12 protein-coding genes are annotated in these 14,496 nt (G+C 62.3%); 10 read left to right on the top strand and 2 right to left on the bottom strand.

Annotated features, from left to right (window positions below; translation table 11 throughout):
- The first annotated feature begins 69 nt into the window (after positions 1–69).
- The 7 genes from V8P86_RS07345 to V8P86_RS07315 all read left to right on the top strand — a co-directional run bounded on the left by V8P86_RS07345 (position 70) and on the right by V8P86_RS07315 (position 9,419).
- A complete protein-coding gene (locus V8P86_RS07345; protein WP_336326600.1) occupies positions 70–867 on the top strand; it encodes a nucleoside phosphorylase in 798 nt (265 codons plus the stop codon).
- Between the two features lie 75 nt (positions 868–942).
- Positions 943–1,245 carry a hypothetical protein gene (locus tag V8P86_RS07340; RefSeq protein WP_336326599.1) on the top strand — a complete coding sequence of 101 codons (303 nt, stop codon included), beginning with the start codon at positions 943–945 and terminating at the stop codon, positions 1,243–1,245.
- 84 nt (positions 1,246–1,329) lie between these two features.
- Positions 1,330–2,451 (top strand): pyridoxal phosphate-dependent aminotransferase, encoded by a 1,122-nt coding sequence (locus V8P86_RS07335; RefSeq protein ID WP_336326598.1) that lies wholly within the window; start codon positions 1,330–1,332, stop codon positions 2,449–2,451.
- Between the two features lie 64 nt (positions 2,452–2,515).
- Positions 2,516–3,976, top strand: a complete 1,461-nt coding sequence (locus V8P86_RS07330) for an ATPase domain-containing protein (protein ID WP_336326597.1) — start codon at positions 2,516–2,518, stop codon at positions 3,974–3,976.
- A 5-nt stretch (positions 3,977–3,981) separates the two neighbouring features.
- On the top strand, positions 3,982–5,817 hold the full coding sequence (locus V8P86_RS07325; RefSeq protein WP_336326596.1) for a hybrid sensor histidine kinase/response regulator: 1,836 nt from the start codon (positions 3,982–3,984) through the stop codon (positions 5,815–5,817).
- 177 nt (positions 5,818–5,994) lie between these two features.
- Positions 5,995–6,969: an immunoglobulin-like domain-containing protein gene (locus tag V8P86_RS07320; protein WP_336326595.1), complete on the top strand. Its 975-nt coding sequence runs from the start codon at positions 5,995–5,997 to the stop codon at positions 6,967–6,969.
- Positions 6,970–7,019: 50 nt separating this feature from the next.
- Positions 7,020–9,419, top strand: coding sequence for an ATP-dependent DNA helicase (locus tag V8P86_RS07315; RefSeq protein ID WP_336326594.1), 2,400 nt, complete (start codon positions 7,020–7,022; stop codon positions 9,417–9,419).
- 3 nt (positions 9,420–9,422) lie between these two features.
- Here the strand turns inward: V8P86_RS07315 and V8P86_RS07310 are convergent, their stop codons facing one another.
- Positions 9,423–11,651 carry a twin-arginine translocase subunit TatC gene (locus V8P86_RS07310; protein WP_336326593.1) on the bottom strand — a complete coding sequence of 743 codons (2,229 nt, stop codon included), beginning with the start codon at positions 11,649–11,651 and terminating at the stop codon, positions 9,423–9,425.
- Positions 11,652–11,755: 104 nt separating this feature from the next.
- On the opposite strand from V8P86_RS07310, the gene tatC reads away from it, so the two are divergent.
- A complete protein-coding gene (tatC, locus tag V8P86_RS07305) occupies positions 11,756–12,613 on the top strand; it encodes a twin-arginine translocase subunit TatC (RefSeq protein WP_442909373.1) in 858 nt (285 codons plus the stop codon).
- Positions 12,614–12,754: 141 nt separating this feature from the next.
- Here the strand turns inward: tatC and V8P86_RS07300 are convergent, their stop codons facing one another.
- The gene (locus V8P86_RS07300) at positions 12,755–13,036 is read right to left on the bottom strand and encodes a DUF357 domain-containing protein (protein ID WP_336326592.1); all 282 of its coding nucleotides are present in this window, start codon (positions 13,034–13,036) and stop codon (positions 12,755–12,757) included.
- An 81-nt stretch (positions 13,037–13,117) separates the two neighbouring features.
- Here V8P86_RS07300 and V8P86_RS07295 point away from each other — a divergent pair, with 81 nt between their 5' ends.
- Both V8P86_RS07295 and V8P86_RS07290 read left to right on the top strand, forming a co-directional pair.
- Positions 13,118–13,372, top strand: a complete 255-nt coding sequence (locus V8P86_RS07295; protein ID WP_336326591.1) for a hypothetical protein — start codon at positions 13,118–13,120, stop codon at positions 13,370–13,372.
- 65 nt (positions 13,373–13,437) lie between these two features.
- Entirely contained in the window at positions 13,438–14,490 is a 1,053-nt protein-coding gene (locus V8P86_RS07290; RefSeq protein ID WP_336326590.1) for an NAD(P)/FAD-dependent oxidoreductase, read from the top strand.
- The last annotated feature ends 6 nt before the right edge of the window (positions 14,491–14,496 follow it).

Genomic DNA, 14,496 nt, shown 5'->3' with positions numbered 1-14,496 from the left:
CAGTCGCCTCTTGTGACATGGACCGGAGGAGACAGACACAGCAGACAGCATCGTCGTGGACTTCGAACCATGAGTGAGGATTCGGAGTCGCCGCTGTTCGCGGCCAAAGCCTACGGAGAGCCGTCAGTCTTCGACCCGAGCGCCTTGCTGTCGGAGGCCCGCCGGCAGAAGGATCTCCCCGACGAACCAGTGCCCGAGATCTGCGTGCTCGATCCGGACGGCGATATCGTCCGACATCTCCGCGAGACAGGACAGGCAGAACAGGACCCGACGTGGCCGGGCTATCACACCGATCTCTACCGGTTCGAGCGGAACGGCCAGAGCTACGGAATCATCGGCTGTGCGGTCGGTTCCTCCTTCGCCGTCCTCGTCGCCGAGCAGTTGTTCGCCGCCGGCTGTGAGTTGCTGATCAGCATCACCTCCTCCGGCCAGATCCAGCCCCGCGAGGACCCGCCGTATTTCGTGCTGATCGATCGGGCGCTGCGGGACGAGGGAACCAGCCACCACTACCGCGAGCCGGAACGGTACGCGACGCTCGACGAGGACCTCCGGACCGCTGTTGAACAGGAGTGTGACGCCGTCTCCCGGCCGGTCTACACGGGTGCGACGTGGACGACCGACGCGCCGTTCAGGGAGACCGAGACGGCAATCGAGCAGGCCCGTGCGGAGGACATCCTCGCCGTCGAGATGGAGGCGGCCGCGCTGTACACCTTCGCTGCAGTTCGAGACCGGCCAGTCGTCTGTTTCGCGCACGTGACTAATCAGATGGGTCAGGCCGAGGAGGACTTCGAGAAAGGCGAAGCGAACGGAAGCAAGAGCGCGCTCGAAGTGGTCGACACGGCGACGACCGCGTGGCAAGCGATGTAAGGTCGTACCTGAAAACAGCCGACAGCCAGTTATCGTATCAAAGAATTCTTTTGAAGCCGCGTTGCCAGTACTGACATGCCAGCGAAAACGGACCCGCTGAGAGGCCGATTCGACGGCCGAGCCCTCCTCGACCGCGTCTTCAGCGGCCGATTTCTCGTAATGCTTCTTGCGGGGATCGTCGCGGGGTATAGCCTCAGTATTCTCGGAGACACCGTGGTCGTGCCAGTGATCGGTTCCGTACCCGGCGCCGCAGTTAGTGGGTTAGGAATCGCTGTTTCACTCGCTACGATCAATCGGACGAGTTGCTGTGACCAGTGCGGAGAGTGGTCGTGTGACTGTCCCGGCGACTGCGAAGAAAGTTGTTCGGTCGAGCCGTGACCGAACGATTCGGCTGTCCTGACACAGTGCGGAGACCACACTGAAGTCCAAACGTCAAAGTCGGACGAACACCCACCGGAAGGTATGGATTACGAGACGCCCCAGTTCTTCCGCGTCATGCAGTACGCCCAGCGGGCCGACCGCGATGTCGTCGACATGGTGAGCGGCAATCCCGATTGGGAGCCACCACAGGCCCTGCGGGAGGGGCTGCGAAGCTACGCCGACGGCGACCCCGAGGAGTTTCAGTACCCCGCCAGCGTCGGCCTCCGGGAACTACGCGAAGAGATCGCAACCCGACGCGGCGTCGATATCGAGCAGGTCATCATCACGAACGGCGCGGGCGAGGCCAATCATCTCGCGATGGCGGAAAGTCTCGAACACATGTCGGGGTCGGAGGTGCTGCTCGTCGACCCGGTCTATCCCTACTACGCCGGCCGCGCGGAGATGCTCGACGCCGACATGGACTTCGTCCCGGTCACCGACCGCGGCGATATCGATCCGGCGGACGTGCGCGAGCAGATCAGCGCAGAGACTGCCGCTGTCGTCGTCAACTCCCCGAACAACCCACTCGGTGTGACCTACGACGCCGAGACGATTCACGAACTCGTCGCCGTCGCCGAGGAGTACGACGCGATGCTGTTGAGCGACGAAGTCTACGATCACTTCGACTACTCCGGCCGGTTCGAGTCTGCGCTGGCGGCCGACTCTCCCCACCGGATCGTCACCAACTCGTTCTCGAAATCGATGGCGATCACGGGCTTCAGAGTTGGCTACGCGGTCTTTCCCCACCCGGACGGCCCCAACGGCGAACTGATGGAGGGCGCGCGCTCGCGGCACATGCTCACCAACGTCACGAGCTCCCGGCCGGCGCAGGCGGCGGTGCTGCACGCGCTGCAGAACACGGATCCGAGTTACTACGAGGCCAACCGGGAACTGCTGGCCGAGCGGATCGACGCCTTCACAGACGCACTCGACGACGCTGGAGCGAAGTACACCGAACCGGAGGGCGCGTTCTACGTGATGGCGCGGTTCCCCGACTTCGAGGGGACGATGGACAACGTCGAGCGACTGATCGACGACGCAGGCGTCGCGGGGATGCCCGGTGAAGCCTTCAGCGACGCCCGCAGCGAGTGGATACGGTTCGCGCTCGTCACACCACGGGTCGAGGAGGCGGCGGATCGACTGGCGGCGTTTTTCGAGTCCTGAGAGAGACCACAACCTCGATGCGATGCCAACAGTTAATCCTGGGCCGTCCGTTACATACGTGAGTATGTCAGGGCAGAGTAGCCCGGATGGGCGCCTTTCGACCGGGGTTCCGGGGATGGACACGGTACTTAGCGGTGGATTGCGTGAGCAGTCGGCGGTGCTGGTCCGCGGTCCGCCAGGGTCAGGGAAGACCATCTTCGCGCTGCACTTCCTCGCAGAGGGTGTCAGCGCCGGAGAAACGGGGTTGTACATCAATCTCGGCGAACCGGGGGAGTACATCCGAGATTCGGCAGCGAGTTTCGGGTTAGATATCGAGCCGATCAGTTTCCTCAGTCTCTCGCCATCGGGCGAGGCCTTCCAGACCAGCGAGACGTACGATCTGTTCAGTTCCGCCGAAGTGGAGGGGCCGTCGTTCGTCGAGGACATTCGAGAGGCAGTCGACGGGAACGAAATCGACCGCGTCGTCATCGATCCGGCGACGGAGTTTCGATATCTGACGACCGACGAACACCAGTTTCGGTCCCAGATTCTGAGCCTGCTCGACTTTCTGAAAGCCGAGGACGCAACGGTCGTCCTCACTTCACAGGCAGCAGCGTCGATGCCCGACGACGACCTCCAGTTTCTCGTCGACGCGGTGATCAACGTCGAGGAGAATCCCGACTACCGGACGATACACGTCTCGAAGTTTCGGGGCTCCTCGGCACAGCGCGGTCGGCACACCCTTCGGATCAGCGACAGCGGGATGCAGGTCTTTCCCAAACTGCAGTTGGATGCTGCGAACGAACCGCGACAGCACAGGGAACTCTCCTCGGGGATCGGTGAACTCGACAAGATGCTCTCCGGCGGCGTTACGACCGGGACGGTGACGTTTTTGAGTGGACCGACCGGTGTCGGAAAGACGACCACCGGACTGCAGTTTATCGCGGAGGCTGCCAAGCAGGACATTCGGTCCGTGCTCTACAGTTTCGAGGAGGATACGGAGACGTTGCTCGCCCGTTCGGAGGCCGTAAACATCCCCGTTCGTGACCTCCTCGACGACGGAACACTGACGATCCGAGAGATCGACTCGGGAACGCAGACAGTCGACGAGTTCACGGCCCACCTTCGCGAGGAGGTCGAACAGCGCGGGACAGAGCTGGTGATGATCGACGGCACGACTGGATTCGAGCGGGGACTCATCGGATTCGACGATCCAAGTGACGAACTCGTCAAGATTGGGCAGTATCTTCGCAACCGGGGTGTCACGGGGCTGGTCACCAACGAGGTCCACCAGATCACCGGGTCGTTCCAGGCGACCGAACAGCGGATCAGCCACCTGGCGGATACGATCGTTATTCTCCGCCACGTCGAATACAAAGGCGAACTCCGGAAGGTAATCGGCGTCCTGAAAAAGCGCACGAGCGCCTACGAACCGCGGCTTCGAGAACTCGAAATCACGAGCGCTGGCGTCGAGATCGGGGAGCCGCTGACCGAACTGCGAGGGATTCTGACGGGAACACCGGAGTGGACCGACGAATCACCCTGAGTACTATGCTAAACCAACTCGACGATCTCGTCAGTTCGAGACACGATCCGGAAAGTGTGGCAGAGTCCGCCCGGATCTATCCGCTGGTCAGCAACAGCGGTAATCTCCGGGTGCTCCAGCAGTGGCTCGACGACCACGAAACCCACCAGGCAGTCGAGACCGACCGCCCCATCACGGACGCGGAATTCGATCTCTGTATCGTCGACGAAGCCGCGCTCACAGAGCACAGAGATCAGCTCGAACAGGTGAAATCCGAGGCCCAGCCGGTGTTGCTCCCGGTGCTGTTGTTGTTGCCGGAGAAGCGAACCGACGTGATCGACGTCGACGGCGGACGGATCGCCGACAACGTCTTCGCGACGACAATCGACGAAATCGTCTCGCTACCGATCAAACAGGCTGAACTCGAGTGGCGGATTCAGGCGCTACTCCGACTTCGCGTCCAGTCGCTGGACCTCGAGCGCCGAACGAACACCCTCGAACTGTTCCAGCAAGCGGTCGACGAGGCTGGATACGCCGTCTACATTACCGACCCCGACGGGAAGATCAAATACGTCAATCCGGCGTTCGAGGAGATCACGGGGTACGACAGTGCGGAAGCGATCGGTCAGACACCTCGCATGCTCAACTCCGGCGAGATGCCCGAGGAGTATTTCGAGGAGCTGTGGGACACGGTGACGAGGGGCGAGATCTGGCAGGCCGATGTCGTCGACCGCCGCAAAGACGGAGAGTTGTACTACGCCTCACAGACCATCGCCCCCATCACTGAGGGCGAGGAGACGAAAGCATTCGTCGCGATCCAGACAGACATCACAGAGCGAAAGCAGCGCAAGCAGCAACTCGAACGGCTGAACCAAGCCATCGACAGAGCCCCCGTTGGCATCACCATCTCGGATCCTGACCAGCCCGATAACCCGCTAATCTACGTGAACGAAGCCTTCGAGGAGTTGACTGGCTACGACGAGGACGAAGTAGTCGGGGAGAACTGTCGGTTTCTACAGGGCGAGGAGACAGATCCGGCACAGGTCGACAAGATTCGGGCCGCACTGGAAGCCGAGGAGTCGGTCTCGGTCGATATCTTGAACTACCGGAAAGACGGGACGCAGTTCTGGAATCAACTCACGATCGCACCAGTGCGAGACGACAACGGGTCTGTCGTCAACTACGTTGGCTTCCAGCAGGACGCGACAAAGCGCAAAGAGCGCGAGCAACAACTGAAAGTTCTCGGGCGAGTGTTACGGCATAACGTCCGCAACGGGATGAACGTCATTCAAGGCTGGGCAGAGACGATCCAGGCAAACCACGAGCACCAACTCACCGGCCCGGATGAGATCATCAAAAAAGGCGACGAACTGAGCGAACTGGCCGAGAAAGAGAAAGCGATCACGGACGTGTTGACCGATCAACCGAAGGTAATCGAAGCCGAACTGCAAGAACTTCTCAGTCATATTTCCGAGACCATCGCAACCAAACACCCTGACGCGACGGTCACCGTCGACTGTCCGTCGGGGCTGCTTGCGACTGTTCTGGCGAACTTCGAGACTGCGGTCGAAGAACTCGTCCGCAACGCCGTCATCCACAACGATGCCGAGGACCCGTCGGTAACGATCACCGTCGAACAGGACGATCAGACGCGACTGTACGTTAGTGATACCGGGCCAGAGATTCCGGAAATGGAGCGGGCGGTGCTGCTCGGTGACGAAGATCAGACAGCGATCTATCACGGGAGTGGGCTCGGTCTGTGGCTCGTGAATCTGATCGTCAGTCGCTCCGGAGGGAGCCTCGACTACGAGACCGTCGAGCCACGAGGGAATCGGATCGAGATTACGGTCCCCACGAAATAGCGCACTCTCGGAGGCCGCATCCGGGGACCGACACAGAGCGATTCGTGGTGGATCGACTCGACCGCGCAGAGCCTCGGTTGGGGGGAGTCGCTGGCCCGGATGAGTGTACAAATCCGTCGGTAAATCGTCGTTTGAACCGACAGAAGCCGTTTATCAGTACCGATAGAAACTTCAGCCATGGCCCGAAGCCGCCGCGAACTACTCGCGAGCCTTGCAGCAGGCGGCGCACTTGTCGCCGGCTGCGTCGACGATGGATCGAGTGACGAACCCGAAAACGGAGACGACACAGACGAACCAGACGACCAGCCGGACACCGCCGGCGTCGACGATCTCCCCAGGGAGGGCTATCCGGGGACGTGTCCGGAGTACGAGACAGACCGCGTGATCTGTTACGAGGCCGTCGTCGGCAGCGATGACGGCGACGCGGTCGGCGTCGAGAACGTCCCCGCTATTCTCGAACCCGCCAGCCGGTCGCTCGCCCCGGACGAAACGATCGAATTCGTGCTGTCGAACCAGAGCGACGTGGCGCTGTCGACGAACTTCTACAACTGGCGGCTGGACAAGCAAGTCAACGGCAAGTGGTACCACGTCGCCCCGTTCGAGATCAACGAGCCGCTGATGTCGGTCCCAGCGGGTAAGAGTCACACGTGGTCAGTCCAGATCGACAACAGCGCAATCGAAGGAGGCGAAATGGTTCCCCGAGCGTCTGGAACAGACGACCTGACGCTGGCAGGAGTGGGCGGTGGACGGTACGCGTTCCGCGCCCGTGGCTGGTTCGAAGACCACGAGGACGACTTCGCCTTTGCCGCCATGTACGACTACGACGCCGACCCGCTCGAACTCACGACGACGACCCTCGTTGGCGAGACGAACTTCGAGGGCGAGACGCTGGTCGCCGAGTCAGCGGGAGACGGCCAGGCGAACCAGGCGTACGTCCTCGAACGCGTCGAAGAGTCCGGCGGGAATCGAGTCATCACCGAGCAACTCGTGCGCAATCCCCACCGGCGCGACGCCGTCGCGCTCGCACAGCAGTACGACGCCGACCGCGTCCGACTCGACGGATACACGGCTGACAGCTACGTGAGAGATCCGCTGGGTGCATTCCAGTATCAGGGTCAGCAGTACGAACTGACCAAACAGGGCGAGGACTGACGGCGACGGATCCGTGGGTTCAAACCGGAGGCCGCCCCAGTCACGCCCGAATGACTGACGCCGCGTGGGCGGAGTATTTCGCCTTCGACCGACCCTACGACAACCAGGCCGACGCCATCGAGGCGGCCATCGAGGTCGGCGAATCCCGCGGCTATCTCGCCATGGAAGGCCCCTGCGGGACCGGTAAGACCATGGCCTCGCTCACCGCGGCGACGACGCTCATCGAAGACGGCACCTTCGAGCGAGCCTTCGTCGTCACACCGGTCAAACAACAGCGCCTGCAGTTTATCGAAGACCTCCGGGCGCTCAACGCCGGCCTGGACGAGCCGATGGACTCGATTGCCCTCGTGGGCAAGCGCGATCTCTGTCCGTACGGCCGCGAGGGGGTCTTCCCCGACGACGTGGGCGTCCACGAGCGCTGCGAGGATCTGCGAGAGAACACGGCGCGACTGATCGAGAGCGACGGCGAGGCCGACGAGTTTCCGGCCGCGGACGCTGCCGTGGGTGTACAAACCGAAGAGATCTGGTGGGATCCCCAGCGAGCCAGTGATCTCGTGAAGCACGCCCGCCCGGGCGGGGCCGGCCAGCAACAGATCGGGGGCGATACGCTCGAAACTGCGGGAGCCTCCAGTCCATATTTTCGGAGCCAACCGAGTGCTCCCGACTCGATGACTGAGGGCGACGACGAGCCACTGTTCTGTCCGTTCGAGGCCGACTGGTACGCCCGCAATAAGGGCTCGCCGTTCGACTTCTCCGCGGGCGAGAACCACGTCCTGACCGCCGACGAGTACCTCCCGCAGGCGACCGAGCGGGGGATCTGTCCCCACCGCGCAATGGGCGTGTTGCTGGAGTCGGCCGACATCGTCGTCGGCAACTACAACCATCTGTTCGACCCCAACTCCCGGCCGCTGGTCGAGGCGATTCTCGACGAGGATACCTTCCTGATCGTCGACGAGGCCCACCGCCTCGAAGAGCGTGTCCGTGACCTGCTCTCGGATCGACTCGGCCGGTCGACACTGACGCGAGCGCGCAACGACCTCAACACGATTCTCACGCAGGCCCGAGAGAGCAGCGGCAACGAATCCCAACTGCGTGACGAACTCGCCAGTCACGACGTACCGCTGCAAGCGGTCCAGCGCGCTCACGATTTTTATGATGATCTGCTCTCGTGGCTGGACGACCGGATCGCCCGCCATCTCGACGAGGAGGTCGGACAGGGCTGGCGGGCCGGCGCGCCCGACAACCTTCCCGACCGTTCGATGGAGATTCCCCTGCGTGATCCCGAGACCGTCCAACAGGACGACCTGACCGCGTGGGCCGAGAAGCAGGGGTACACGGGTGATCTCTGGCGGTCGCTGTCGAAGATCGGACTTGCAGTCGAGGAAACCATCGATGCCGCCGGACTGAGTCGGACGCCGGTCTGTACGGCCGTCGGCGCGCTGCTCGCTCGCTGGTGGGAGACCGATCACGCGAGCCATCTCCGAGAGATCGAACTCGAACACGCGCCGAAGGATCCGCGGTCAGTCAGCGAGCCGTGGGAGGCCAACTACACGGCCGGACTGATCCTCTTCGAGTGCATGCCCGGCGAGACCCTCCAGCAGATTTTTGATGGGTTGGGCGGCGGAATGTTGATGAGCGCCACCCTGGAGCCGCTGGACGTGTTCACCGAAGTCTCGGGGCTGGAAGCGCTGCGGGAGTCGAACCGGCCGGTCGTCGAGCGGACCTACGACCTGCCCTTCCCCGAGGAGAACCGGGCGAGTCTGTTGGTCGATACAACGCCATTTACCGCCCGCAATCGCGGCGACCCCGACGAGAATAGCAATCCAGAGACGTGGAATCGGACCCGCGACGAGTACGCCCACGTTCTTCGGACACTTGCCCGCTCGCCGGGCAACGTCCTGATCGCGATGCCGAACTACCGGGAAGCCGGGTGGGCTGGCTCGTATCTCGACGACGTGGTCGACAAGCCAGTGCTGGTCGACGAGAGTTCCTCGAACGAAGATACCGAGGCGCTGAAACAGGACTTTTTCGCCGGGGATGGGAAGGTGCTCGTCACGAGCACGCGCGGGACGCTCACCGAGGGCGTCGATTACGACGGCGAGAAGCTGAGTACCTGTGCCGTGGTCGGGGTGCCGCTGGTGAATATCGGTTCGCCCCGGGTTCGGGCGGTCCAGCGCGCCTATGGCGATGCCTTCGGCGAGGGCGACGCTTTCGAGTACGCCCTGACCGTGCCGGCGGTCCGACGAGCGCGCCAGACTCTCGGCCGGGTGATCCGCGGCGTCGACGAGGTAGGCGTGCGGGCGCTGGTCGGCCGCCGATACGTTCCGGATGCCCGCCATTCAGTCCACCCGTATCTCTCACCGGGAGAGCAGTCGGAGTTCGTCAGGCTCACGCCGGAGTTTCTTGGCGGGAAAATCGACTCATTTTGGGCAGGACACGGCGAGAACTGAACGTCAGTCGGCGGCCTCGCTCTCGCCTCGCCGCGTCGTCGAGATGCGGCGGTCGACGCTGTCGTAGATCCACAGCAGTCCGAGCCCGAAGCCGTAGGCCAGACTCGCCGGGATGGCGACGATGAACATCGTGAAGATACCCGACGGCGAGAGCAAGCCGGCAGCGGCGAAGAAGGCCAGCACGGCCCCGCGCCAACTCTCGCGCATCCGTCGGTACGGGATGATATCGCCGTGATGGAACAGCAACATCGTCGTGGGGATCATCGTCATGAATCCGATGCCGACGGTGAGATAGATGACCAGCCAGCCGAAGCTGTTGATCCGGTAGGCGATAATCATGTTCGAGGAGATAACATCCAGCGCGAGTATCGAGATGACCGTCGGCGCGATATAGACGAACCCGAGGGCACTCCCACCGACCAGCGCGGCGAACAGCGTCCCGCCCCAGACCAGCAGGATGTTGCGGTCGCCGTCGGTGCCAAATCGTTCCTCGATGGCCGGCCACGCGAAGTACAGCACCACCGGCAGGATCGAAACGATAGCGAGCAGCGTCGAGAACTTGATCATGAAGATCAGTGCCTCGACCGGGTGGAGCACGACAATCTCGACTTCCTGAAAGAGTTCGTCCGGGACGTTCCGGAAGAAGACGCTCTGTGCCTGCTCGATGCCGCCGTAGAACAGGAACATAAAGGAGCCGGCGAGGACGGTCATGAAGACGGCGACGATCCAGATGGTCTTCGAGGTCAGCGAATCGAGAATGAAGGCCAGATCGTAGTAGTAGCCGCCGATATCGTCCTCGTCGGTGTCGTCGTCGGTGAAGGCATCGAGCATCCCGGTCGTCGTCGAAGTGACGACGTTTTCTTCCTCTTCTTCGAGGTCGAGTTGCTGGCTCTCCTCGAAGCGATCCATGATCACGCGGGCCTTCTCGGCGTTATCATTGTCGACGGCCGCCTGTGCGTATTCGAGGGCTCGCTCCTGATCGAGTCTGGCGAACTCCTCCAGCGGAATCTGTCGCAGCGCGCCCGCGCTCGCCGCGCCGATGTTGACCGTCGCTGGGTCGCCGGGATCCGGAGTCGTTTCTTCTTCCTCCTCCTCTTCGTCCTCGTCGAGTTCCCCGGCGAGCGCCGCCTGTCGTTCCTCCTCGGTCGTCAGCCGTTCGAGTTCGACGATCCGGTAATAGAACAGCAGGATAACGACTGCGAGCAGGCCGACAAACACGCCGACAGCGACTGCGGTGGCAACCGGCGGGCCGCCGAAGACACCGAGGTCGCCTGCCGTTGGGAACCGGTAGGAGGATCCAACGGCGCTGAGCAGGCCGTTGGTCGCCTCCAGTCCGCCCTCCAGCAGGTACATGTATATCGCCGCAAAGGGGACGAGAAATCCGCCGCCGAGGATATTGATTCGGTCGCGGGCGATGGCTTTCGTCGACACCTGCTCACCGGCCTGTTTCGAGAGGACGGCAACCTTGGTGATACCGAGGCTGATGAAATACAGCGAAACCAGCGGCACCCCCCACATGATCTGAGTAAACGGATCCGGCGGGGAGAACATCGCGCCGAAGACGAAAATCGCAACGACGGCGTAGCGCCACTTGTCACGGAAGGTTTCGTAGCCGACGATATTCAACCGCGCCAGCGAACTCATCAACAGCGGCAGTTGGGCGGCAATCCCGAAGGAGAGTGCGAGGAAGAAGATGAACTCCGTCCACATCGCAATCGACCACGTTGGGGTGAATCCCGACTGGACGGCGTTCTGTGCGAGAAAGTTGAACATAATCGGGAAAAACAGGAAGTAGGCGTACGCCATGCCGCCGAGAAACAGCAGAATAACGGCCGTGATGAACCCCCAGATCTTCCAGCGCGGAATGTACGAATCCGGCCAGTAACCCCGTCGCTTGAGTGAATCGCGGCTGTAGTAGATCAGAACCGGGATGGTGCCGACGATTCCGACGGCAACCCCAATCTTGACCTGCAAGAGGATGACCTCGAAGGGGTTCGTGGTGACGATTTCCGTCGCTTCCCGGACCTTGTCGTTCATGTGGTTGTAGACGAGATCACGCCGGAGGCGATCCCAGACGAACAACCGCAGAGCGTAGAACGAACCCAGCCAGAAGACCAGGAAGACGAGGAAGGCGCGCTTGAGATTGTCCTGCGCGGCTGACAGCATGGCACCGATGGTCTGGCGGCCGCTCGCAAGCGTCTGCGCAGTATCTTCATCAAGAGCGCCAGACATCTGTTCGGCATTTACTGACTTGTCGTTATCAATCTATTCCTCTCGACCTGTCGGCGTACGCGAGAGAAGAAGGCTTACAAGAACAGCCACACAACCAGCGAGCAATGGCGGAGGGCAACGCCGATAGTGACAGCCGCCCGGTCAGCGACGGCGGCGTCTCGCCCGAATCCGATTCCTTCAGCGGCGCGCCCGACGACGAGGAGATGCCCCTGACCGAACACATCAGGGAGATGATTCAGCGGCTGCTCGTCGTTCTGTTCGTGATGGGGGCGGTGAGCGCGATCATGTTCATCATTCCCAACCCCTCCCGGCCCTTCGCGGACCGGGCCGTCGAGTTTCTGTGGTATTCCTTCCTGGATGTCGGCGGGAACGACCCCGAGGCCTGTGTCACGGCCGGTGCAGATGCGACCGCCTGCCCACGCGTCTATCACCCCCTCGGGCTAATTCTCACGCGACTCAAGGTCGCCTCGCTGGCTGGCTTCATCATCGCGTTGCCTGTGTTCGTCTACGAGACGTATCTGTTCATGCGGCCGGGGCTGTATCCGAAAGAGCGGCGGTATTATCTCGCTTCTGTCCCGACGAGTCTGGTGCTCGCGCTGGTCGGCGTCGCCTTCGCGTACTTCCTGATCCTCCCGATCATCTTCTCGTATTTCCTCTACTACTCGCAGGACGTGGCGACCATCGCTTTCGGCCTGCAGGAGACCTTCGACATGATCCTGCTGATGATGGGGCTGTTCGCCGCAGTGTTCCAGATTCCCCTGTTCATCATGCTCGCGATCATGATGGGACTGGTGACCCGACAGTGGCTCGAACAGCGCCGGCTCCTGTTCTGGGCCTCCTTCGGTGGGGTGGCCTTTCTCTTCAGCCCCGACCCGACCGGGATGGCCCCAGTCCTCGTGGCGGTGACGATGATCGCCCTGTTCGAGTTGACCTTACTGCTGCTCAGGTGGACCGGGCGATAGTACCTTTTTGCGCCTCGGGTGCGCTCGCTTCGCTCGCCCACCGCTCACCGCAAAAATCTACGCTAAAAAGGCTGAAGCCTCCCTTCGGTCGGCTTCAGTGAACCGCTCGCTTCGCTCGCGGATGCTTGTCCGCTCATCTGATCAGACAGTGAACAGATGGCCCTCAGTCGGCACGTTGAGCAGGCCGATCCGAGCGCCGCAGTCCAGCCACGCGTGACCGTAGGAAAACGCCGCCAGCGCGTTGACGGCGTCGTCGTTCTCCCGGAAATGGCGGCCGTCTTCGAGATAAGAGCGAGCCATCTCCTCACAATCGGCGGCCGCCTCTGCGAGTGGCGTCTCCTCGGGCGCCGCAATCTCTGCGGCGTCGAGTGCCTCAGCGAGCAACTGTTCGTATTTATCGGTCTTGTCGTGAAGATCGGTCATACCCGCCGTTCGGGCGGCGGGGAGTTGTGTGTTTCTGGAAGCGAGCGAAATTATTTTGTGGGTGCCAAGAGCCCACTGCATATGAACAAGTGGCTCGCTGTCGGTGGTTACGCACTGGTCGGAGTGTTGTTCGCCGCGATGCCGATCTTTCTCGCCGACGGATTTACGCGCCCGTCTGCGATAGTGCAAGTCGCGGCTGGAGGGCTGTTGGCCGTCCTCGCAGTAGCGATTGCCGTCGACCTCGATCCGCTGGCTGACGGACTGGGCGGCCGCGTGCTGGGGGCGGTCGGAGTCGTCTGCGGACTCGCCGGGACTGCCGGGCTGTTCGTCCTATAAGCGGTCTGGCACAGTACAGTCACAACAGCGCAACCTACAAACGGTCGGTTACCGTATTTTCGGGTATGACAACAGAGCCAGTCGAACACCGGCGGTTGATCATCGCTGGGACGGGAATTGCAGGATTGTCGGCCGCAATTTATGCGGGCCGTGCCAACAACGATCCGCTCGTTCTCGAAGGGGACGAACCCGGCGGGCAACTCACGTTGACGACCGATGTCGCCAATTATCCGGGCTTTCCGGACGGCATCGGCGGCACGGAACTCATCCAGCGGATGAAAGACCAGGCCAGCCAGTTCGGGGCCGACCTCGCTCACGGCGTCGTCGAGGACGTGCAGCGACAGGACGACGGCCAGATCCGTGTCGAACTGACCAACGGCGATGTCTACACCGCGGATGCCTTCCTCGCCGCCTCGGGTGCCAGCGCCCGGACGCTGGGCGTGCCCGGCGAGGACGAACTCATGGGCTACGGCGTCTCGACGTGTGCCACCTGTGACGGTGCCTTCTTCCGCGGCGAGGATATGCTCGTCGTCGGCGGCGGCGACGCCGCGATGGAGGAAGCAAGCTTCCTGACGAAGTTCGCCGACACCGTCTACATCGCCCACCGCCGCGAGAACTTCCGCGCCGAGCAGTACTGGGTCGACCGGGTGCAGGAACAGGTCGAAGAGGGCGACATCGAGATCATGCGCAACACCGAACTGCTGGAGGTCCACGGCTCCGAGGAAGACGGCGTCGATCACGTCACCCTCGCCCGCAACGAGGAGGGGTATCCGTCGGAGAATCTCGACGACGAGGACACCGAACAGGTCGACCTCGACGTGGGCGCGGTCTTCATCGCCATCGGCCACACGCCGAACACCGAGTATCTCGAAGACACGGGCGTCGAACTCGACGAGACTGGCTACGTCGAGACGAAAGGCGGCGACGGCGGCGGTCAGACGAAGACGGCCGTCGAGGGCATCTTCGCCGCCGGCGACGTGGTCGATCATCACTACCAGCAGGCGGTCACCGCCGGTGGGATGGGGACGAAAGCGGCACTCGATATCGACGACTATCTCGAAGATCTCCCCGAAGCGGAGACGGCCGCGGCAGAGACGCAAGCGGCGGGCGACGACTGATCGACG

Source organism: Halovenus anhuiensis, from assembly GCF_037080055.1.
Lineage (GTDB): Archaea > Halobacteriota > Halobacteria > Halobacteriales > Haloarculaceae > Halovenus.
This window is presented reverse-complemented; position numbering and strand designations above follow the sequence as displayed.